Below are 19771 nucleotides of genomic sequence, written 5' to 3'. Positions count from 1 at the left end.
ATGGATGATATCATAACTGCCCGGCCCTCCTGGCATACCTATTTCATGGGTATTGCTGAGCTTGTTTCCACCCGTGCCACCTGTGTCCGGCGTCGGGTGGGGGCAGTACTGGTAAAGGATAAACGCATTTTATGCAGTGGGTATAACGGTGCCCCCACCGGCATTGCCCACTGTGATCAGACCGGGTGTCTCCGGGCAAAGCTCAATGTTCCCTCCGGGGAAAAACATGAGCTGTGCCGGGGGGTTCACGCTGAACAAAATGCCATTATTCAAGCCGCTTGCCATGGAATTTCTGTCCAGGGTGCTACACTTTACTGTACCCATCAGCCCTGCTCAATCTGTTCAAAAATGATTATCAATGCCGGAATTGTCATGGTGTATTACCGTCACGGGTACAATGATGCCATGTCCCTTGAAATGTTCAACCAGGCCGGGATTGAGCTGGTGCAACTTTCAACAAATTAAATGTGTGCTGTTTTTCTAAACTGTATGCACTATGTGAGGTCTTGAAATGAAGTGTCCCTATTGTGGAAAATTGAACAGCAGGGTCATTGATTCCCGGTTGAGTCGAACAGAACTTGAGATTCGCAGACGGCGGGAGTGCCAGTCATGTCTCCGCCGTTTCACCACCTATGAAAAAGTGGAAGATGTCCCGGTGATGATTATTAAAAAAGATGGACGCCGGGAAAATTTTGTGCGGGGGAAAATCTTGGCCGGCATTCAAAAGGCCTGCGAAAAAAGGACCATTTCCATTGATCAAATGGAGGGAGTGGTTGACGACATAGAACGGGACCTGCGGGATAATAACGAAAAAGAAGTGGCATCCCGGGAACTGGGGGAAAAGATCATGAAACGTCTCCATGCCATGGATGATGTGGCCTATGTCAGGTTTGCTTCGGTGTACCGGGAATTCAAGGATGTGGATGACTTTATCAATGAATTAAAACGTCTGACTCCCGGTAAGGACAAAACGGACAACTGAATTGAAAAATAAAGAAGCCTACATGAGCCGGGCCATTGCCCTGGCTGAAAAGGGGCGGGGATTTACCTCCCCAAACCCCATGGTGGGAGCTGTGGTGGTCAAAGATGGCCGCATCGTGGGAGAAGGATGGCACAAAGGTCCCGGCCTTGCCCATGCAGAGGTCAACGCCATTGATGATGCCGGAAAAGAGGCCGAGGGGGCCGATATTTATGTGACCCTGGAACCCTGCAACCATTTTGGCAGAACCCCTCCGTGTACCCGGAAAATCCTTGATGCCGGTATTTGTCGTGTCTTTGTGTCTGTCGTGGATCCCAATCCCTTTGTAAAGGGTGGGGGAATTGAATTTTTAAGGGAAAAAGGTATTACTGTTGAAACCGGCGTGTGCCAACAGGCCGGAGAAACCCTGATTGAGGATTTTATCTGGTTTGTGAAGAATCAGAAACGCCCCTTTGTGATACTTAAATGCGCCTCAACCCTGGATGGCCGCATTGCCACCCGTACCGGTGACTCCCGCTGGATCACCAATGAAAAATCCAGGGCACATGTTCATCTGCTGCGCCATCGGGTGGATGCCATTCTCATCGGTTCCGGCACCTTGCATGCTGATAATCCTTCCCTGACCTCCCGGGTGGATGGCATGGAAACCCGGGATCCTCGTCGAGTTGTTCTGGATTCTCACCTGTCCATTGATCCCGATGCCCTTGTTATCACAGGTCCTTCCAATGCAGATACCATTGTAATGACTGCTTTGGATGCCCCTTCCCATAAAAAAAAGATACTTGAAACCAGGGGGGTCACTGTGGTGGCTGTTCCCCGGTGCCCTGTTTCCGGGGGCCTGGATCTTGCTGCTGTCATGGGGATTCTTGGGAAGATGAATATCATGAGTGTTCTTATTGAGGGCGGCGGTACTGTGGTGGGTTCGGCCCTGGCAGCAGGGGTTGTGAATAAAGTGATGTTTTTTCTGGCACCCAAAATATTGGGGGGGGATGACGGTGTTTCCGTGTGCCGGGGAAAAGGACCTTCTTTGATGAAAGATTCTTTTTCCCTGAAGCGGGTTGACATGGTGCCCTTTGATGATGACATTCTCATCCAGGGTTATCTTAACTAAGATTGGGTTTTGTTTTGACCGGTGCTGCGGGCATACCTTATTTTGATCAGGTGCTGCCCACAACAAAGTTTGAAATACAGCCCTTATTTGAGGCGTATTTCATAAAAAATATTGATACCGGTCATTTGGCCGGGGATTTGACACAACCGGAGAGAAAAATGTTTACAGGCATTATTGAAACGGTGGGAACCATTTCAGGGATAAAAACCCATGGTCAGGGAAAGGTGTTGACCATTGACGCAGACATGGACCTTTCCCAGTGTAAAATCGGAGATTCCATTGCCGTGAACGGTGCCTGCCTCACTGCGGTTACCCTTCAGAAAAACAGTTTTTCCGTGGATATGGCACCGGAGACCGTTGCCAGGACCACCTTTCAAAAAAAAGTGCCGGGCAGCCGGGTGAATCTTGAAAGAGCCCTGCGGCTTTCTGATCGCCTTGACGGACACCTTGTGTCGGGTCACATTGACGGCACAGGGACCATTCTATCCATTCAAAAGTTGAGCAATGCCGTTATCCTCACCATCGGGGTTTCTGAGAAACTTGCGGGTGAGATGATAGAAAAGGGCTCTGTGGCCATTGAAGGCATCAGTTTGACAATTAATAAAGTGATGGACAATGCCTTTGAGTTGAGTATTATTCCCCATACGGCAAAGATCACAACCATTGGGTATATGAAGGTGGGGGATATGGTCAATATTGAAACTGACATGCTTGGAAAATATGTAAAACGGTTTCTTCAAGCAGGTGCCGTTTCCGGGACAAAGCCCGCCGGGGGGGGGCTGAGCATGGATGTGCTGGCAAAAAACGGGTTTTTATGATTGCCATGGCGCTCCTTTGTTGCCCCTTGGTTTGCCCACAACAAAGCTTGAAATACGCCTATGATTTGTGGAGTATTTCATATAACTGCCATGGGCAGATCATATTGGGATTTGACCTGCCCACAACGAAAAATGAAACTCCAACCATTACAGGTCGTTGGACGGATTTTCATATAAAAAAAATATATGACAGTGCACATTGTCATAACGAAGATTGAAGTGCCGGTTATGTCCACAATGGATGGCATACACACGCTTCATCTACAAGTTAAAAGGAGTGAAAATATTCGCAAATGCCTCTTATTACAATTGAACAGGCCATTGAAGACATAAAGGCCGGCCGCATGGTGATCCTGGTGGATGATGAAGACCGTGAAAATGAAGGTGATCTGACCATGGCTGCCGAAGCTGTGACCCCGGAGGCCATTAATTTCATGGCCACCCATGGTCGTGGCCTGATTTGCCTTTCACTGGCCGGTGACATCGCAGATCGACTGGGATTGCCCATGATGGTGGAGGACAATACCTCTCCCTATGAAACCGGATTTACGGTTTCCATTGAGGCCAAGACGGGGGTCACCACCGGTATCTCTGCTGCTGACAGGGCCACCACGGTACAGGTGGCCGTTGCAGACGGTGCCACGGCAAGTGACCTTGTCCGTCCGGGTCATATTTTCCCCCTCAGGGCCCGGGACGGTGGCGTGATGGTCCGTGTGGGTCAGACCGAAGGCTCGGTGGATCTTGCCACCCTTGCCGGATGTAAACCTGCCGGGGTCATTTGTGAAATCATGGATGATGACGGCACCATGGCACGCATGCCCTCCCTTGAAAAATTCAGTGAAAAACATAATATCGGCATTTGCACTGTGGCGGATTTGGTCAATTACCGGTTGAAAACCGAGTCTTTTGTGAGAAAGGCTGCGGAAACACTTATTCCCACAGAATTTGGTGGAGAATTCCGCATCATTGCCTATGAAAATGATCTGGATAATCTCACCCACATTGCCATGGTTAAAGGTGAAATTGATCCTGAAAAAGCCATTCTGGTCAGGGTGCATTCAGAGTGTATGACCGGAGATATCTTTGGCTCCATGCGATGCGATTGCGGAGATCAGCTGCACAAGGCCATGGGAATCATGGAAAAAGAGGGCAGCGGGGTGATTCTCTATCTGCGCCAGGAAGGACGGGGTATTGGCCTTGTGAATAAACTTAAGGCCTATGAACTCCAGCGTCAGGGATGTGACACTGTGGAGGCAAATCTCAAGCTTGGTTTTGATGCTGACATGCGTGACTACGGTATCGGTGCACAGATGCTTGCGGATCTCGGTGTTCGAAAAATGCGCCTGATGACCAACAATCCCACTAAAATGGTGGGGCTTGAAGGCTATGGACTGAGCGTGGAAGAGCAGGTACCCATTGAAGTGGGGCCCAATGAGTTCAATAAGGATTATCTGAGCTGCAAGCAATTAAAAATGGGGCACTTGCTAAAAATGTGCACCCCTGATCTTGATGAATAAAACATGTTCCGGCATCCTTTACTTCCCGGTCTGAGGTGTTGAAAAACACCTTGTGGTTGCCGGGAAACATTTCCGCTTATAACGTTTGGGGGGATGATATTTAAAGGATGCCCATTTTATAGGTATAAATTCGGTTGGGGACAAAATATCCCCTTCAAATAGATATGAGGATGGACAATGCCACATGTAATTGAAGCCGGACTGGTGGCCGGTGGTAAAAAATTTGGAATTATTGCAGCACGATTTAATGATTTTATCACCGAAAGACTGGTAAACGGTGCGGTGGATGCCCTGAAGCGAAGTGGTGCGGCAGATGAAGATATCACCCTTGTCAAAGTGCCCGGTGCTTTTGAAATTCCATTGATTGCAAAAAAAATGGCAGATATGGGTAAATTTGATGCCATCATCTGTCTGGGGGCCGTCATCCGGGGGGCAACCTCCCATTATGACTATGTGTGTGCAGAAGTGTCCAAAGGGGTTGCCACGGTGAGCCTGGACGCCAATGTGCCGGTGATTTTTGGTGTGCTCACCACAGACACCATAGAGCAGGCTGTGGAGCGTGCCGGGACCAAAGCCGGTAATAAAGGTTTTGACTGTGCGGTTGCTGCCATTGAAATGGCAAATCTTATGTCTGATATGGGTGGGACTGAATAAACATGGGAGAGCGAAGGCAGGCGAGGATTCTCGCCCTTCAGGCCCTTTATTATGCTGATGTGGATAAGGGGGACCCAAAAGAAATACTGGATCTGTTTTGTGAACATCTGGCAGGTTCCGTCACAGAATCGGTGAACCCCCTTTTTTTTCAGCTGGTAACAGGTGTTTGTGAATCACGGGAGACCATTGATACGCTGCTGGATAAGTATGCCACCAACTGGCGGGTGAACCGCATGTCTGTGGTGGATCGAAATGTGCTTCGCATGGCCATTTTTGAGTTTTTGAACTGCCGGGATATTCCTGCCACGGTTTCCATTAACGAGGCGGTTGATATTGGAAAAAGATTTGGTACCCGGGCCACCGGGCCTTTTGTCAACGGTGTTCTGGACCGCATCCGTCTGGCTGAGCAAATTGAATCTCCCCCCTGTTCTTAAGGTATGATTCAAAAGGGGCGACAGGCATGTGCAGCCCCTGTATTAACATCAAGATCTGTGGACTTTTTAACTGGAGGACTCTTTTGTGATTATTGAAAAACGTGAAGTGGGCCCCATCATGGCCAATTGCTATATACTGGGGTGTGAAGATACACGGGAAGCTGTGGTTATTGATCCGGGTGACCAGGCGGATCTTATTTTGACCACCCTTGCATCTCTCAATCTTAAAGTTAAATATTTGTTAAATACCCATGGACATTTTGACCATGTGGGGGCAAATAAAAAAATGAAGGATGCCACCAATGCGTTGCTCATGATCCATGAAGCAGACGAACCCATGCTGGCAGATCTTAATAAAGCCGCCTCTTCCTTTGGCCTTGCTGCGGAAAATTCCCCCAAAGCCGATGCCTATCTCAAGGAAGGAGATGAAATCACCTTTGGCAATATCACCCTGACAGTGGTCCACACCCCCGGCCACTCCCTGGGGGGGGTTTGTTTTTATACCAAAGGCCATCTTTTTGTGGGGGATACCTTATTTGCCGGTTCCATTGGCAGAACAGATCTGCCCGGTGGTGATTATCAGCAGTTAATTGATAATATCCGCCAGAAATTATTCCCCTTTTCCGATGATACCATGGTCCATCCCGGCCACGGGCCGGAAACCTCCATTGGCAGAGAAAAACAGAGCAATCCATTTCTCCGTTGAACAGGAGGCCGTTGATACAAGCGTGATGGCATCGTTAAATGAATTACTAAAGCGACTTCCTCAGATTTCCTCCCTTGAACGGGATACCCTTTCCCTTGCGGTGTCACTGGAATCCTTTGCCACTCCCCTGGCAGCCCGGCCGGGGACAGTGGTGCTGCTCAGCGGCGGTACCATGGATTGTGCAAGATACCATATCCTGGCAGCAGAACCGTGGTTGACCCTGATGTGTCATGGAACTCAGGTTGAAGTGACGGTTTCCAAAGAATCCTTTTCCTTTTCCATGGATCCCTTTGAAGCCCTTTCCACCCTTGTTTCCTTTTTTAAGATCTCCTCTCCCCGGGAGGTTTTTTCACCGGTGATGTCCGGGCTTTTTGGGTATCTTTCCTATGATCTTAAAGATCGCATTGAAGACCTCCCACGCACCTGCTCCCCCCGGAATCTTCCCGATCTTTTTCTGGTGCTTCCCTCGGTGGTGGTGGTCCATGATAAATTAAACGCCACAACGGAACTTTTTTCTCCTGTTTTATCCCCGGGTGCAGATTTCAGCCACATTTCGTCTTTTATTGAGGTGCATCGAAAAGAGATATTGGCTGCTGCCCATGATAACGGTGGGCAGAAGTGCAATAAAATGTCAAATGATAATGGCGCCACCCTTTTCCGGGGAACCGGTGAGCTTAGGGAAGACTATTCCATTGATTCCTGTGGATTCACCTCTAACTTTACCCGGAAATCTTATATGGCGGCGGTGGATCGTATTTTGTCCTATATCCGGGCCGGGGATATTTACCAGGTAAACCTGTCCCAAAGATATGAAACCGGATTTCAAGGAAATGCCTATACCTTGTTTCGAGATCTTTACCACCGGAATCCTGCCCCTTTTTTTGCCTTTATCAACGCCGGTGACCATCAAATTGTATCCACCTCCCCGGAGCGATTTATTCGCCGGGCCGGGCACCGGCTGGAAACACGACCCATCAAAGGAACCCTTCCCCGGGGAAAAAACCCGGAGGAAGATCAGGCCCTGGCAAGGGAACTTACCGGCAGTACCAAGGACGATGCTGAATTGTCCATGATCGTGGATCTCATGAGAAATGACCTTGGCAGGGTGGCCAGGGGCGGAAGCGTTGAAGTCATGGCCCACAAGCGCCTGGAACCCTATGATAATGTATTTCATCTGGTTTCTGATGTCACTGCCGTGCTGGACAATCATATGGATGCCGTGGATGTCATCCGGGCCACCTTCCCCGGCGGCTCCATCACCGGGTGTCCCAAGATTCGTGCCATGGAGATCATTGATGAGCTGGAATCGGTGCAGCGCCATGTGTACACGGGTTCTCTGGGTTATATCAGTTTTCATGACACCATGGATCTTTCCATTGCCATTCGTACAGCCACCGTTGCCAATGGCAGAATCAACTATTCTGTGGGGGGGGGGATTGTTTTTGATTCCGATCCGGAAAAGGAATATGAAGAGACCTTGCACAAGGGTAAAACCCTCATGGACATTCTCATGTCAAAGGGTTGTTCTACTACCCCTGAAGCCCCTTTGTCTGCCTGGGTGAATGGGGAAATAATACCCCAGGACCTGGCAAAGCTTGATGCCCTTTCCCCGGGGGCACAGTATGGTGCCGGACTTTTTGAAACCCTTCGGGTCAACCGGGGTGAACCCTGTTTTTTATCTGAACATATTCACCGCTTCAACACAAGCTGGCAAGCCCTTTTTCACACATCCCCCCCGGATATCTCCTGGAAGACCATCATAGACAATCTGGTGGATCTCAACGGATTGGGAGGGACAGTGGCCGCCGTTAAAATCATGGCGGCCCTGGGCCGGGGGCCCTTGGGGGCCGCATCGGGAAGAAGGGATTTTTTGGCGGTTTTTGTGCGGCCCTATGTTCATCGTCTGGAAGCATCTCAACAGCCCGGCCTTCGTCTGATTTCTTACCCCTTTGGACGTCAAACTCCCCTGGCAGATCATAAAACTCTGAATTATTTATTTTATGACCGGGCCGGGGAATACGCAAGAAAACATCACGGGGATGAAGCTTTGATTTTAAACACTGACGGGTCTGTGTCTGAAACCAACACCTGTGCCCTTTTTGCCCTGGAGGGCAATACCCTTTATTTGCCAACTTCTCCCCATGTGCTTCCCGGGGTGACAGTGCAGAAGGCTGTGTCGTTTATGGAAAAACAGGGGGTTGATGTGAAGATTAAAAAACTGGATGTGCATGGGCTTTGTGCCATGGAACATGTGTGTGCAGCCAATGCCCTCATGGGCATTGTACCGGTGATTTCCATTGACGCCCATACCTTTGTGCCTGCCACAGATCATTGTCGTCGTCTGAATTATTGGCTGGATGATGCCTGATGGTATTTTAAACAACTCAACTTTCGGTGTTCGCATTTCGTGGTGGGGTCAGGCTTTCGTTATTGACATTATCGAGGCTTTTTTCGTTGGCAAAGGCCTTGGTCGATAACATCAATAACAAAAGCCTGACCCCGTCGGCAAACTGACCCCATCGGTACATTTAAAAATGCCGGCTTTGAAATGAAGCCCGAAAGTTGAGTTAAACAATTAACCATGATGAACCCGTAAAATTGACCCCATGGATTTTTGAAATCGCCATGTGATATGCTGGAAGCATTTGTGGGGTAAATATTTTACGAGATCATTCAATTATGGGAGAAAAAACGTGAAAAATATAAAAAATATTTTTTTTGCTGCCCTTGTGATAATGGCTTTTTCAACCCCTGCCACTTCCCTTGAAGCCAAAGATGGGAATGCCGTACCTGTGGCCGAAGTTTCTGCGCCGGAATTTCAATTTGAATCGGTTCCCGAAGGAAGTGAGGTGACCCACCGTTATGTTATTCATAACAAGGGAAACGCTCCCCTGGAGGTACTCAGGGTCAAAACCGGTTGAGGGTGCACAGCTGTCTCCTATGACAGAACAATTCCCCCGGGTGGGGAAGGTAAAGTGACCTTAGCAGTTTCCACCTCTGGATATGGCGGTAAGACATTAAGCAAGATAATTCAGGTGTATACCAATGATCCTGACCATAAAATCATTTCTTTAAAGGTCTCAGGGGCTGTGGAAAAAATGGTAAACATACAGCCCAAAGTGGTTCGTCTCACCGGAAAAGTCGGCGGGGAAATAACCTCAACAGTAAAGGTTTTGGCCATGGAGAAATACCCCTTTACCATAAAAAATATTTCCGTTAAAAATAAGAAAACAGTGGCTGTGGAGCTACAGCCATCTGAAGAAAATGCATTTGCCTGGAATATCAAGGTCACCAATAAGCAGACCCGGCCGGGCAGATATTTTGATATGATCACCCTTGTCACGGACAGCACCATTCAACCGGAGATAAGGATTAATGTGTTTGGAAATATTCTGGAATGAATTTAAATATGGAATCCATAAAAGCAGTGGTATTTGATTGTGACGGGGTCATGTTTGACACCTCGGGTGCCAATGAGATGTATTATAATATGGTTCTTTCCCATTTTGGTAAACCGGAATTGACCCGGGAGCAGTTTGTCAAAGTGCACATGTTCACTGTGCAGGAGGCCCTTGAATATCTTTTCCCGGAGCTGGAATCCCTGACACCGGTGTATGACTTCATGGGTACCATGGGGTATGATCAATTCATTCCTCACATGGCCCGGGAAAAAGGCTTGAAAAAACTGCTTGCCGCCCTTAAAGAAAAGGGATTGATAAGAGCTGTTGCCACCAACAGAACCAATACCATGCAGGCTGTTCTCAATGCCCATGAACTGGAGGACGCCTTTGACATGGTGGTCACCGCCGCTGATGTTGAACATCCCAAACCGTCGCCGGAACAACTGCATGCCATCATGAAAAGGTATTCCCTTGTCCCCGGACAAATGCTTTTTGTGGGGGATTCTTCATATGATCAAATGGCCGCCGGTACGGCCGGTGTACCCTTTATCGCCTTTAAAAACAAAGCCCTTGAAGCTGATTTCCATGTCACCTCCATGGCACGTATTGGTGAGATAGTCGGGATAAAACAATAATTATTCTTGACAAAAAGTCCAATCATTATTAATTCATGGTAGTTATTTTGCCAACGGATTGTAATTTGCACAAAAGGCCGGGGTCGAAAAACTGCCCACAGCATCATTGATGGAATTTGTATAAATGTTTGGTACAAACATTTATTTTGGTTAATATTATATTAAGGAGAGTTAGTAGTTATGTCTAAATTAGTTGCCCCCCATGGTGGAAAAGGACTTGTTTGCTGTAAACTCGAAGGCGCTGAACTTGAAGCAGAACTCAAAAAAGCCGCAGACCTTAAGAAAATTGAGATCAGCTCCCAGGTAAAGGGTGATTTGATCATGCTGGGTATCGGTGGTTTCAGCCCCCTTAACGGGTTTATGACACAAGCCGACTGGAAAGGCGTTTGCGCCGACTTCCTCCTTGCCGATGGGACCTTCTGGCCTGTTCCCGTGATGCTGGATGCTGCAAAAGATGATGCCGATGCCATTAACCTTGGTGATGAGATTACCCTGGAAAGAGACGGTGAAATCTATGCCACCATGAAGGTCACTGAAAAATTTGAGATGACCGAAGATGACAAAAAATGGGAATGTGAAAAAGTTTATAAGGGACATGGCGAAGAATCTGCTGATGACGTGTTCTGGAAAATTGCCATGGAAGATCATCCCGGTGTTCAGATGGTTATGGCCAGAAAAGAGTTCTGCCTGGCAGGTCCTGTTAAAGTTCTTTCCGAAGGCGAGTTCCCCGAGAAATTCAAGGGTGTTTACCTGACCCCCAAAGAAACCCGTGCCATCTTTGACGAAAGAGGCTGGGCCAATGTTGCTTCCATGCAGCTTCGTAACCCCATGCATCGTTCCCATGAGCATCTTTGCAAGATCGCCCTTGATGTATGTGACGGCGTTCTGATTCATTCTCTCATCGGTAACCTCAAACCCGGCGACATTCCGGCAGAGGTTCGTATTGAGTGCATTGACACCCTGATCAAAGGTTACTTTGTTCCCGAGCATGTGGTCAACGGCGGATATCCCCTTGATATGCGTTATGCCGGTCCCCGTGAAGGTCTTCTCCATGCCACATTCCGTCAAAACTACGGTGTCAACAAAATGATCATCGGTCGTGACCATGCCGGCGTTGGTGATTTCTATACACTGTTCGAAGCCCAGGAAATTTTTGACACCATCCCGACCCCTGAAGAAGAAGGTAAAGCCCTTCTGTGCGAAGCCTTGAAAATTGACTGGACATTCTATTGCCACAAATGTGATGGTATGGCTTCCATGAGAACCTGCCCCCACGGCAAAGATGACAGAGTTATCCTTTCCGGTACAAAACTGCGTCACGCACTTTCCAACAACGAGGAAGTTGTGGATCACTTTGGCCGTGAAGAAGTTCTTGTTATCCTGCGTAAATACTATGCAAGCCTCACAGAAAAAGTTGAAGTTAAGCTCCAGAGCCATGCAGAAGGTTCAAAGATGTAGGACCGACTTGTTTGAAATCTGAGTGCTAAAATATGAAGAGGGGTTTTCCTGCAAAATGGAAACCCCTCTTTTTTGTTCTGCCCACAATAAAGCTTGAAATACATCCCGCATTTTCGGAATATTTCATATAAATGGGCATTTCCTGTGGGACACAACAAAGATAGGGTCGTAGACGCGGAGCCAAATGGTATTATAGCGCCGCCCCCCCGACGGGCAATGGGCCCGGACCGGAACTGTAGACAGCTCAATTGTCCGGTTCCTATTGCCCGTCGGAGGGGCGGCTCTGCTGAGGTTGCCCTGGAGGCTGCCTTTTCATATAAAAAATATAGTTATTTAAAATAATTACTGGAAAAGAAAATGGTAAGACCCATAATAAGCAGAAAAGTAGGTTTTAATCCGGAAGTCAGCTATTTTAAACCCAGGGGGATTCCCATGCTGGATCTTGAGGAGATTGTCCTCACTGTGGATGAGCGGGAGGCCATTCGCCTGGCGGATCTCCAGGGCCTTTCCCACGAAGAGGGCGGAGAACTCATGGGGGTTTCCAGAGCCACGTTTGGCAGGATTCTTAGAAATGCCCGCCGCATCATTGCCGATGCCATTATTTCTGGAAAGGCCATTAATATCCAGGGCGGTACCTATGAAATGGTGGAGAGCCCCAGATTGTTCAACTGCGAGGATTGCAGCCATGAGTGGGAAGAGGCCCCGGGAACCGGACGTCCTGAAAAATGTCCGTCCTGCGGTTCCGGGGATATTGTTCGTCTAAAAAATGCCTGATGTTTTGGCATCCTTCATATGATCCGCAACCGGTTGACACTTTTTGAAAAGTTTATCCCTGAAAACAGGTTCATTGCTCTTGAAAGCGTAACGCGGCAATGAACCATGCTGATTTTGGAATTTTTCACAGGGTTTCCGGCGTAAATGCCACCACCTGGTCAATGGTGTCCACATTGGCAAAGAGCATGACAAGGCGGTCAACGCCCAATGCAATGCCGGCGGTATCCGGGAGATGTTCAAGATCTTTAAGAAAGTTGCAGGGCATGGGCGTTAATTTTTTTCCTGCGTTTTTTTTCAAAGCAAGTTCATTGCTGAATCGCAGTTGCTGCTCCTGGGGATCGGTGAGTTCAGAAAACCCATTGGCCAGCTCCATGCCCGCAATGTAAAGTTCAAAGCGTTCTGCAATGCCCGAATCATTGGGTTTGAGCCGGGCCAGTGCCCCCATGGCCGCAGGATAGTCAAAGAGAAAGGCAGGACGGTTTTTTCCCAGTTCGGGTTCGATGTCAAAGGCCATCACTTCATCAAAGATCCCCTTGGCCATGGCCCTTTCCATGGAGATATCTGCGTGGGTTTCAAAGGCCCGGGCCACGGTGATGTATTCCCAGGGCCTGTCCAGAAAAATGGTTTTATCTCCATATATGAGTTGTTTTGTTCCCCCGGTCTCAAGACCCACATATCGGATCAGTTCTGCGGTTTGTGCCATGAGTTCTTTATAGGTAAACCCCTTGGTGTACCATTCCAGAAGGGTCATCTCTGTGAGATGCCGATCCCCCCGCTCTTCTTTTCTAAAGCATTTGCAGATTTGAAATATTTTTTCATATCCCATGGCTGCCATGCGTTTCATGCAGATTTCCGGAGAGGATTGAAGATACCACTCTTCAGATTCAAATCCGTCAATGTGGGCTTCTGGAATGGGCGCAGGTATCCTTAAAGGGGTTTCCACCTCAAGGTATCCGTTTTTAATAAAAAATGCCCGGATGGCCTGTATTATCCGGGCACGCATTCTTAGACAGAAATGTTTCTGTTTTTGCATTTTATCTACTCTATTACCTCAGGATTTTATAACATACCTGTCCTGGGGTTTGTCTTGGAGAATTACCTTGTCATATTTTTTTTTCGGGGCAGCGTCATACATTTCATATCCCTTTTCCCGGCAACTGTGACAGGCATATTGGGGAATATGAACGGCCAGCACCCGGGAGCCCGGCATGGCGGTGGATTCAATTTGAAATGTTCCGCCGCATTCCCGGCATATTCGAATTTTTTCTTGCTGACGTTCAAGGATATTGTCGGTGTCGTAGTAAATTTCCCGGTGGCGTTCCTGAATATCCCCTGGAGACCCGGCAGATTCGCGCAGGTGATGGCGATTGTTCCAGTGGGCATTGATGATTTCCACGGTTTTTTCTATTTTTTCTGTGACATGGGGGGCCTGTTGCAGTTTTTCAGGATTGTAATTGGGCTCCACAACCCGGGAATAGTCAAGGCCTGCCAAGGCCATAATGATGCCAAGATTGACGTAGGGCAGGGCACCTTCAATGGCATATCCCCCTTCTAAAACCGCAATGTCCGGTTTTAAAAGGCGGGTGAGATCGGCATAGCCCTGGGCACAGAATTTCATATTGGTCAGGGGATCTGTGTAATGGTTGTCCTGTCCTGCAGAGTTAACGATAATATCAGGTTTAAACGCCTCAATGGCCGGAAGAATTGTATTTTCAAGGACATAAAGATAGCCTTGTGTGGCGGTTCCCGGGGGCAGGGGGATGTTTAAATTGGAACCAAGGGCATTGGGACCCCCCAGTTCCCCTGTGAACCCTGAACCGGGATACAGGGTTCTGCCGTCCTGGTGAATGGAGATAAACAATGTGTCGGGATCATGCCAGTAAATGTCATTGGTACCGTCTCCGTGGTGGCAGTCCGTGTCAATGATGGCCACCCGTTTTACATCGTAGTGCCGCCGAATATACTCCACCATGATGGCTTCCATGTTTATGTGGCAAAATCCCCTTCCCCCATGGCTGATGCGCATGGCGTGGTGTCCCGGAGGACGCACCAGGGCAAATCCCCGTTTGACCCTTTTTTCCATGACAGCCTGGGCAATGGCCACAGCCCCCCCCGCACTGATAAGATGGGATTCAGTGGTGATGCTTTCCTCATCGGGGAGGCAGAAGTGGACCCGCTGAATGTCCTGATTGTTGATCAGATCCGGCTTCAGCTCCAATATGCCTTCAATGTCAAAAATTCCCTCTTCGGTGACTTGGTCCTGGGTGTACAACAGTCTCTCTTCCCGTTCCGGGTGGGTTGGATCAATGGCCCAGTCAAAGGCCGGAAAAAAGACCAGACCGGTTTTATGTGCTGCCTTGAGCATTATATCCCCTTTTCTATATCCGGGTTGATGGTGCAGTGGTGACAAACGGCCTCGTAGGCTTTGATCAGTCCGGGTTTTACCTGCATCTTGACTTTAAATATTTTGCCCCGGGGCGAAAAATTTCGTACAATATTAAATTGTTGATATTCAATGATTTCCACGGCCATGTCTTCGGTGTCGGCCCCTGATTTCAGGGCCTTTTTCAATAAAAGTTCATGGGTGGTTTCCACGGCATCTTCTTCGGTGAATTTATGGGAAATGGGGGCGGTGAAATCCTCTTCCGGGGCCATGGCTTTTTTCTGTTCCGTATCGGCAAGCAGGGTAATCTCACAGGTGGTTCTGGCCAGGGCTGCTCCTATGGCGTTGGCAACGGCACTTGCCGGTACCACTTCGGTGGAGATACCGGACAGGGTTTCAATCTCCTGGGCAAAATAGGATGCCGGGCCGCCGAGCAGTAAAATTTTCTGGGGTTCAATGGCATATCCGGCCAGAAATTCATGCACGGTATAGACAGGTTTACTGTTGATGCGATGCACCAGATCCCGGGCTTGATCCAGAATCATGGTGCAGGTCTGTTTGAAAATTGCCCGGGCTGCTGCTTCCGGGGTATTACCCAGGGCCTGGGCAATGTTCTCCATTCCCTTTTGGGCCAGCTGTTGATCTCCGGAATTCATTTTCTTCAGAAATACAAGGGCATCGGTGGGGGTGGGGGCAGGGCCGCCAAAGGCCATGGCAGGCCCCAGTCTTTCGGGGCCGATTTTAAGGGTGTTGCCATCCACCCGGACATGGCTGTCACCGCCAATGCCCCGGGAATGGGTTTTTAGAGATCGGATCAGGCTTTTATATTTCCCACGCCGGATGCCAAGGGGCTCCAGCAGGGGAACCTTATCCACCAGAATGGCAATATCCGTGGTGGTTCCCCCGATGTCAAGCACCATGGCATCCATATCCCCCGGCGCATAGGCAATGGAGCCCATGACACTTGCGGCGGGACCGGAAAGAATGGTCTGTCCCGGAAATGACATGGAAGATTCAAGGTTCATGGTACCCCCGTCGGCCTTGAGAATCTGTATGGGAATTTGAAGTCCTTTCTGTTCCAGTGAGTTTTTAACGGCATGGAAAAAATCCCGGTGCATTTCGTAAACCGCTGCATTGAGATGAACCGTGGCGATTCGTCTGGGAAAATTAAGGTTGCCGGACACATGGTGCCCCAGAAAAATGGTGTCAAACTGATCTTTGAGTAGATCCCGGATTTCAAGTTCATGGGCTGGATTACGCACGGAAAATTTACCAATGACCCCAAGGGTGGTGATATCTTTTTCCTTCATGCTCTTTGCAATGGCAAGGATCTGCTTATGATTCAGGGGTTCTCTTTCTCTGCCCCGGTGATCAATGGAGCCTTCCACGGCATGGTAATTTTCATCGGTGCGATACCACTCAGGATCAATGCCGGGACCCGAAGAAACAATGGTGCCAACGGTGTTTAATTCTTTTTGAACAATGGCATTGGTGGTGAGAGTGGTGCTGATAACCACTCTTTTAATTTTGCCAATGGGAATATCTTCAAGTAGGTGGTTGAATCCGGTGAGCACGGTTTCAAAGAGATTTGACGTATCCGTGGGTACCTTTATCTGTCGTTCAAGTCCCTGTTTACTTAAAAGAACTGCATCTGTATGCGTTCCGCCAACATCAAGTCCAATGATCATTATCCATTCCCGGAGTTCCTGGACACACCATTTCATGGTTCTGCCGGTACCATGGAAATATCATGATTAACTGTTCCCGGCATTTAAGTGCTTGATACAGTATTCAGCGTTTGTTTTAATTGTCACGCCATGGAAGGGTGTATGGCATCCGCTTGTGATGTGCTGCAGGAACCTCTTTAGTTTAAAACGATTCAAAGAAATAAAGACGATTTAGGGTAATAATATACCTGGCTGCTTGTTTTTTTATTCATCTTCCGGGCTGGAGGTTTTCATACATGGAAAACCATTGTGCCGCAAAAATGCATTTTGAATACGGATATCTTTCATTTTAGCTTTACAATTTTCAGACAGAGATACCCAATTCCCCGGGAAAACTTGACTGAAAAATGGAAACTACCTTTGAAGTTGCATGAAAGATGCCTGAATACAAATAAAAATCCGCGCATCTTGATATCTTATTATCCATTAATAGCTTGGGTTGAAGATACTCAGAAAAAACCTGGGTTGTCAATCTAATTTTTGATGGGTGTCAAGGTGTTTTGTCTTGATATCTGCGATGAATTGAGATAAGTATCATGAACAATGTTTATCAGCTGAAACGTTAAAAATAACGTCAACATGAAATCCAAGGAGATGATATGGCCATTGCAAACTGGAAAAAAGAAGGAACCGTTGCCGTTGTTACCCTGTCCAATGGTGCAAATTTGCAAAATCTTGATTTTTCCACAAGGCTCAATGAAATTTTTGATGAAGTACTGGCGGACGACGGGGTGTACGCATTGGTTTTAACCTCCGATGACGTGAAGAATTTTTCCCAGGGGGTTGATATTGAATGGCTGGGCCAACGACTTCAAGAAAATGATTTTGACGCCATGAAAGCCTTTATGTATACCACCAATCGTGTTTTTAAGCGGTTGCTTCAAATGCCCATTCCCACCATTGCCGCCATCAACGGCCATGCCTTTGGTAATGGGGCCATGCTGGCTTGTGCCTGTGATTTTCGATTCATGAAAAGAGATCGGGGATTTTTTTGTTTTCCTGAGGTGGATATCAGCATTCCCTTTTTGCCCGGGATGATTGCCTTTGTTAGAAAAGCCATACCGGAATATAAATTCAATGAATTAAAACTCACCGGTAAAAGGGTGGGGGCCGATGAGATGGAAGTGCACCATATTATTGAAAAGGCAAGTGCCAATGTGGAAGAGCTCATGAGCGATGCCCTGGGCTTTGCAGCCACATTTCATAAAAAAAGGGGTATTTTCGGTGAACACAAAAAACGCATGCACAAAGCTATTATAGAAGTGATGGAAAAAGAGGACGCAGTTTTCATTGAAACATTGGATTTATTCATAAAAGAATAGTCTGTCTAAATATTTGTATTTGTTTTTGATATGAAAAAGTCGGTACTGGATGCTGGGTATTAGGTTCTGGATGCTCACAGCAACTACTTTTTCATTATTCGTTGTGGCTGGTGCTTACAGCCATGTTGGTTTTTTATATAAAACTCCATCCAAAGAGCTGTAATAATTAGAGTTTCATTTTTCGTTGTGGGCAGGTCAAATCCCAATATGATCTGCCCATGGCAGTTATATACAATGCAGCCTCCAAGGCAACCTGAGGCAGAGCCGCCCCCCCGATGGGTAATAGGAACCGGACAATTGAGCTGTCTACAGTTCCGGTCCGGGACCATTGCCCATCGGGGGGGCGGCGGTATAATACCATTGTCTATATTCGTTGTGTCCGACAGGAGATGCCCGTTATATCAAATGCCTCGCAGATCTGGGGTGTATTTCAAGCTTTGTTGTGGGCAGAGCAGGCTCAGAATACACTCTGCCCGTGGCAGTTATAAAAAAGTCCCTGACCGCCGGTCTGGGTCAGCCGTCAAGGAGCACACAAATCCAATATCTTTTTACAGCAGGAAACCGGAAAGTCGCCCATGGTCAAAAAAGTGTTCGGTTTAGACACTCAGCGCATCAAACTTCAATGTGGCAAAATAATCTTCCACCGTCTCTTTTCTTCGAATGAGTGCCACTGTGCCGTCGGTGCGCAACAGTAATTCCTGGGGTCGGAGTTGCCCGTTGTAGTTGAATCCCATGGCATGGCCGTGGGCACCGGTGTCATGGATGATGAGAATATCCCCTTCCCGGGTCACCGGAAGCGCCCGCTGGACGGCAAATTTATCATTATTTTCACATAAAGGTCCCACCACATCCACCACTTCGGTGTCCATGGTTTCGTCTTTACCATGGATATGGATGTGGTGATAAGCGTCATACATACCCGGCCGCATGAGGGCTGCCATGGAAGCATCCACACCCACATATTTTCGATAGATGTCTTTGTGGTTAATCACTTTGGTCACCAGGGCACCATGGGGGCCTGTCATGTATCTTCCACTCTCCATGAACAAGCGGGGAATCCAGCCGTTTTTCTTTTTAAACAACTCCATGAGTTCAAAAATTTCCTCTCCCATGGCTTTTACATCTATTTTGTTCTGTTCCGGGCGATAGGGAATGCCAAGTCCACCCCCGATATTAATGAATTCAAACTCTATATTGAGTTTAAGTGATATCTCTTCCACCACGCCAAGGAGCATGCGTGTGGTTTCCACAATGTATTCAAAATTAAGTTCGTTGGAAGCCAGCATGGTATGCATGCCAAAGCGTGTGGCACCCCTGTCCATGGCTTTTTGATAAGCAGATTCAATCTGTTCGTGGGTTACACCGTACTTTGCTTCAACGGGATTGCCAATGATCTTATTGCCCTTTCTCCGGGGGCCGGGATTATAGCGAAAACAGATCAGTTCCGGCATCTCCGGTACCTTATCTATAAGAGAGATATCATCAAGATTCAGAATACATCCTCCATTTTCCGCTGCCGTTAAAAATTGTTCCGGGCTGGTATTATTGGAGGTGAACATCAGATCGTCACCCCGGCTGTTAATCTGCCGGGCCAGCATCAGTTCCGGGGATGAACTGCAGTCAAAACCAAACCCCATATCCTTCATAAGGGTCATGACGGTGGGATTGGGCAACGCTTTTACGGCAAAATATTCCCGAAATCCCTCCATGCGTGCAAAGGCCTGCTTAACCTGTTCTCCAGTTTCTTTAATGCCTGCTTCATCATAGATGTGAAAAGGGGTGCCAAACTGTTGGATGGTTTTATCTATTACCGCTGAAAGTCGTTGTTCAAATGCCTGGGACATGGGCATGG

At 48.0% G+C, this 19771-nt stretch carries 18 protein-coding genes; 14 read left to right on the top strand and 4 right to left on the bottom strand.

Annotated elements, in window-relative coordinates; genetic code table 11:
• The 13 genes from B9A32_RS10760 to B9A32_RS10695 all read left to right on the top strand — a co-directional run bounded on the left by B9A32_RS10760 (position 1) and on the right by B9A32_RS10695 (position 12487).
• The gene (locus B9A32_RS10760) at positions 1–465 is read left to right on the top strand and encodes a deoxycytidylate deaminase (RefSeq protein WP_084069388.1); all 465 of its coding nucleotides are present in this window, start codon (positions 1–3) and stop codon (positions 463–465) included.
• A 46-nt stretch (positions 466–511) separates the two neighbouring features.
• Positions 512–982: a transcriptional regulator NrdR gene (gene nrdR / locus B9A32_RS10755; RefSeq protein WP_084069281.1), complete on the top strand. Its 471-nt coding sequence runs from the start codon at positions 512–514 to the stop codon at positions 980–982.
• 1 nt (position 983) lies between these two features.
• Positions 984–2090 carry a bifunctional diaminohydroxyphosphoribosylaminopyrimidine deaminase/5-amino-6-(5-phosphoribosylamino)uracil reductase RibD gene (gene ribD / locus B9A32_RS10750; protein ID WP_084069279.1) on the top strand — a complete coding sequence of 369 codons (1107 nt, stop codon included), beginning with the start codon at positions 984–986 and terminating at the stop codon, positions 2088–2090.
• A 158-nt stretch (positions 2091–2248) separates the two neighbouring features.
• Positions 2249–2908, top strand: coding sequence for a riboflavin synthase (locus B9A32_RS10745; RefSeq protein WP_084069386.1), 660 nt, complete (start codon positions 2249–2251; stop codon positions 2906–2908).
• Positions 2909–3201: 293 nt separating this feature from the next.
• On the top strand, positions 3202–4425 hold the full coding sequence (locus tag B9A32_RS10740; protein ID WP_084069278.1) for a bifunctional 3,4-dihydroxy-2-butanone-4-phosphate synthase/GTP cyclohydrolase II: 1224 nt from the start codon (positions 3202–3204) through the stop codon (positions 4423–4425).
• Between the two features lie 177 nt (positions 4426–4602).
• Complete coding sequence (gene ribH, locus B9A32_RS10735) at positions 4603–5079, top strand: 6,7-dimethyl-8-ribityllumazine synthase (RefSeq protein ID WP_084069276.1); 477 nt, start codon at positions 4603–4605, stop codon at positions 5077–5079.
• A gap of 2 nt (positions 5080–5081) precedes the next feature.
• Complete coding sequence (nusB, locus tag B9A32_RS10730; protein ID WP_084069274.1) at positions 5082–5513, top strand: transcription antitermination factor NusB; 432 nt, start codon at positions 5082–5084, stop codon at positions 5511–5513.
• 85 nt (positions 5514–5598) lie between these two features.
• Entirely contained in the window at positions 5599–6219 is a 621-nt protein-coding gene (locus tag B9A32_RS10725; RefSeq protein ID WP_084069272.1) for an MBL fold metallo-hydrolase, read from the top strand.
• The gene (gene pabB, locus B9A32_RS10720; protein WP_170923794.1) at positions 6182–8587 is read left to right on the top strand and encodes an aminodeoxychorismate synthase component I; all 2406 of its coding nucleotides are present in this window, start codon (positions 6182–6184) and stop codon (positions 8585–8587) included. The genes B9A32_RS10725 and pabB overlap by 38 nt, the downstream gene beginning before the upstream one ends.
• A gap of 325 nt (positions 8588–8912) precedes the next feature.
• Entirely contained in the window at positions 8913–9620 is a 708-nt protein-coding gene (locus tag B9A32_RS22365; RefSeq protein ID WP_268815264.1) for a DUF1573 domain-containing protein, read from the top strand.
• Positions 9617–10255, top strand: a complete 639-nt coding sequence (locus B9A32_RS10705; RefSeq protein ID WP_084069267.1) for an HAD family hydrolase — start codon at positions 9617–9619, stop codon at positions 10253–10255. The genes B9A32_RS22365 and B9A32_RS10705 overlap by 4 nt, the downstream gene beginning before the upstream one ends.
• Before the next feature lie 180 nt (positions 10256–10435).
• On the top strand, positions 10436–11713 hold the full coding sequence (gene sat, locus B9A32_RS10700; protein WP_084069265.1) for a sulfate adenylyltransferase: 1278 nt from the start codon (positions 10436–10438) through the stop codon (positions 11711–11713).
• A gap of 357 nt (positions 11714–12070) precedes the next feature.
• The gene (locus tag B9A32_RS10695) at positions 12071–12487 is read left to right on the top strand and encodes a DUF134 domain-containing protein (RefSeq protein ID WP_084069263.1); all 417 of its coding nucleotides are present in this window, start codon (positions 12071–12073) and stop codon (positions 12485–12487) included.
• A 124-nt stretch (positions 12488–12611) separates the two neighbouring features.
• Here the strand turns inward: B9A32_RS10695 and epmA are convergent, their stop codons facing one another.
• The 3 genes from epmA to B9A32_RS10680 are packed head-to-tail and all read right to left on the bottom strand — an operon-like array spanning position 12612 to position 16594.
• On the bottom strand, positions 12612–13520 hold the full coding sequence (gene epmA, locus B9A32_RS10690; protein WP_084069261.1) for an EF-P lysine aminoacylase EpmA: 909 nt from the start codon (positions 13518–13520) through the stop codon (positions 12612–12614).
• Between the two features lie 18 nt (positions 13521–13538).
• Positions 13539–14852 (bottom strand): histone deacetylase family protein, encoded by a 1314-nt coding sequence (locus B9A32_RS10685; protein ID WP_084069259.1) that lies wholly within the window; start codon positions 14850–14852, stop codon positions 13539–13541.
• Positions 14852–16594, bottom strand: coding sequence for a hydantoinase/oxoprolinase family protein (locus B9A32_RS10680; protein ID WP_332308505.1), 1743 nt, complete (start codon positions 16592–16594; stop codon positions 14852–14854). Before B9A32_RS10680 ends, B9A32_RS10685 begins: the two co-directional genes overlap by 1 nt.
• A 602-nt stretch (positions 16595–17196) precedes the next feature.
• Between B9A32_RS10680 and B9A32_RS10675 the strand changes: the two genes are divergently transcribed.
• Complete coding sequence (locus B9A32_RS10675) at positions 17197–17919, top strand: enoyl-CoA hydratase/isomerase family protein (RefSeq protein ID WP_084069255.1); 723 nt, start codon at positions 17197–17199, stop codon at positions 17917–17919.
• 596 nt (positions 17920–18515) lie between these two features.
• Here the strand turns inward: B9A32_RS10675 and B9A32_RS10670 are convergent.
• Positions 18516–19769 (bottom strand): diaminopimelate decarboxylase, encoded by a 1254-nt coding sequence (locus B9A32_RS10670; RefSeq protein WP_084069254.1) that lies wholly within the window; start codon positions 19767–19769, stop codon positions 18516–18518.
• Between the last annotated feature and the right edge of the window lie 2 nt (positions 19770–19771).

This window comes from Desulfocicer vacuolatum DSM 3385 (assembly GCF_900176365.1).
GTDB lineage: Bacteria > Desulfobacterota > Desulfobacteria > Desulfobacterales > Desulfobacteraceae > Desulfocicer > Desulfocicer vacuolatum.
Note: the sequence above shows the minus strand (reverse complement) of the source record. Positions and strands in the feature narration are given on the sequence as shown.

Coding starts and splice junctions, on each gene's coding strand:
- B9A32_RS10760 (WP_084069388.1), top strand. CDS start 1: ATGGATGATATCATAACTGCCCGGCCCTCCTGGCATACCTATTTCATG.
- nrdR (WP_084069281.1), top strand. CDS start 512: ATGAAGTGTCCCTATTGTGGAAAATTGAACAGCAGGGTCATTGATTCC.
- B9A32_RS10745 (WP_084069386.1), top strand. CDS start 2,249: ATGTTTACAGGCATTATTGAAACGGTGGGAACCATTTCAGGGATAAAA.
- B9A32_RS10740 (WP_084069278.1), top strand. CDS start 3,202: ATGCCTCTTATTACAATTGAACAGGCCATTGAAGACATAAAGGCCGGC.
- ribH (WP_084069276.1), top strand. CDS start 4,603: ATGCCACATGTAATTGAAGCCGGACTGGTGGCCGGTGGTAAAAAATTT.
- nusB (WP_084069274.1), top strand. CDS start 5,082: ATGGGAGAGCGAAGGCAGGCGAGGATTCTCGCCCTTCAGGCCCTTTAT.
- B9A32_RS10705 (WP_084069267.1), top strand. CDS start 9,617: ATGAATTTAAATATGGAATCCATAAAAGCAGTGGTATTTGATTGTGAC.
- sat (WP_084069265.1), top strand. CDS start 10,436: ATGTCTAAATTAGTTGCCCCCCATGGTGGAAAAGGACTTGTTTGCTGT.
- B9A32_RS10695 (WP_084069263.1), top strand. CDS start 12,071: ATGGTAAGACCCATAATAAGCAGAAAAGTAGGTTTTAATCCGGAAGTC.
- epmA (WP_084069261.1), bottom strand. CDS start 13,520: ATGCAAAAACAGAAACATTTCTGTCTAAGAATGCGTGCCCGGATAATA.
- B9A32_RS10685 (WP_084069259.1), bottom strand. CDS start 14,852: ATGCTCAAGGCAGCACATAAAACCGGTCTGGTCTTTTTTCCGGCCTTT.
- B9A32_RS10680 (WP_332308505.1), bottom strand. CDS start 16,594: ATGAAATGGTGTGTCCAGGAACTCCGGGAATGGATAATGATCATTGGA.
- B9A32_RS10675 (WP_084069255.1), top strand. CDS start 17,197: ATGGCCATTGCAAACTGGAAAAAAGAAGGAACCGTTGCCGTTGTTACC.
- B9A32_RS10670 (WP_084069254.1), bottom strand. CDS start 19,769: ATGCCCATGTCCCAGGCATTTGAACAACGACTTTCAGCGGTAATAGAT.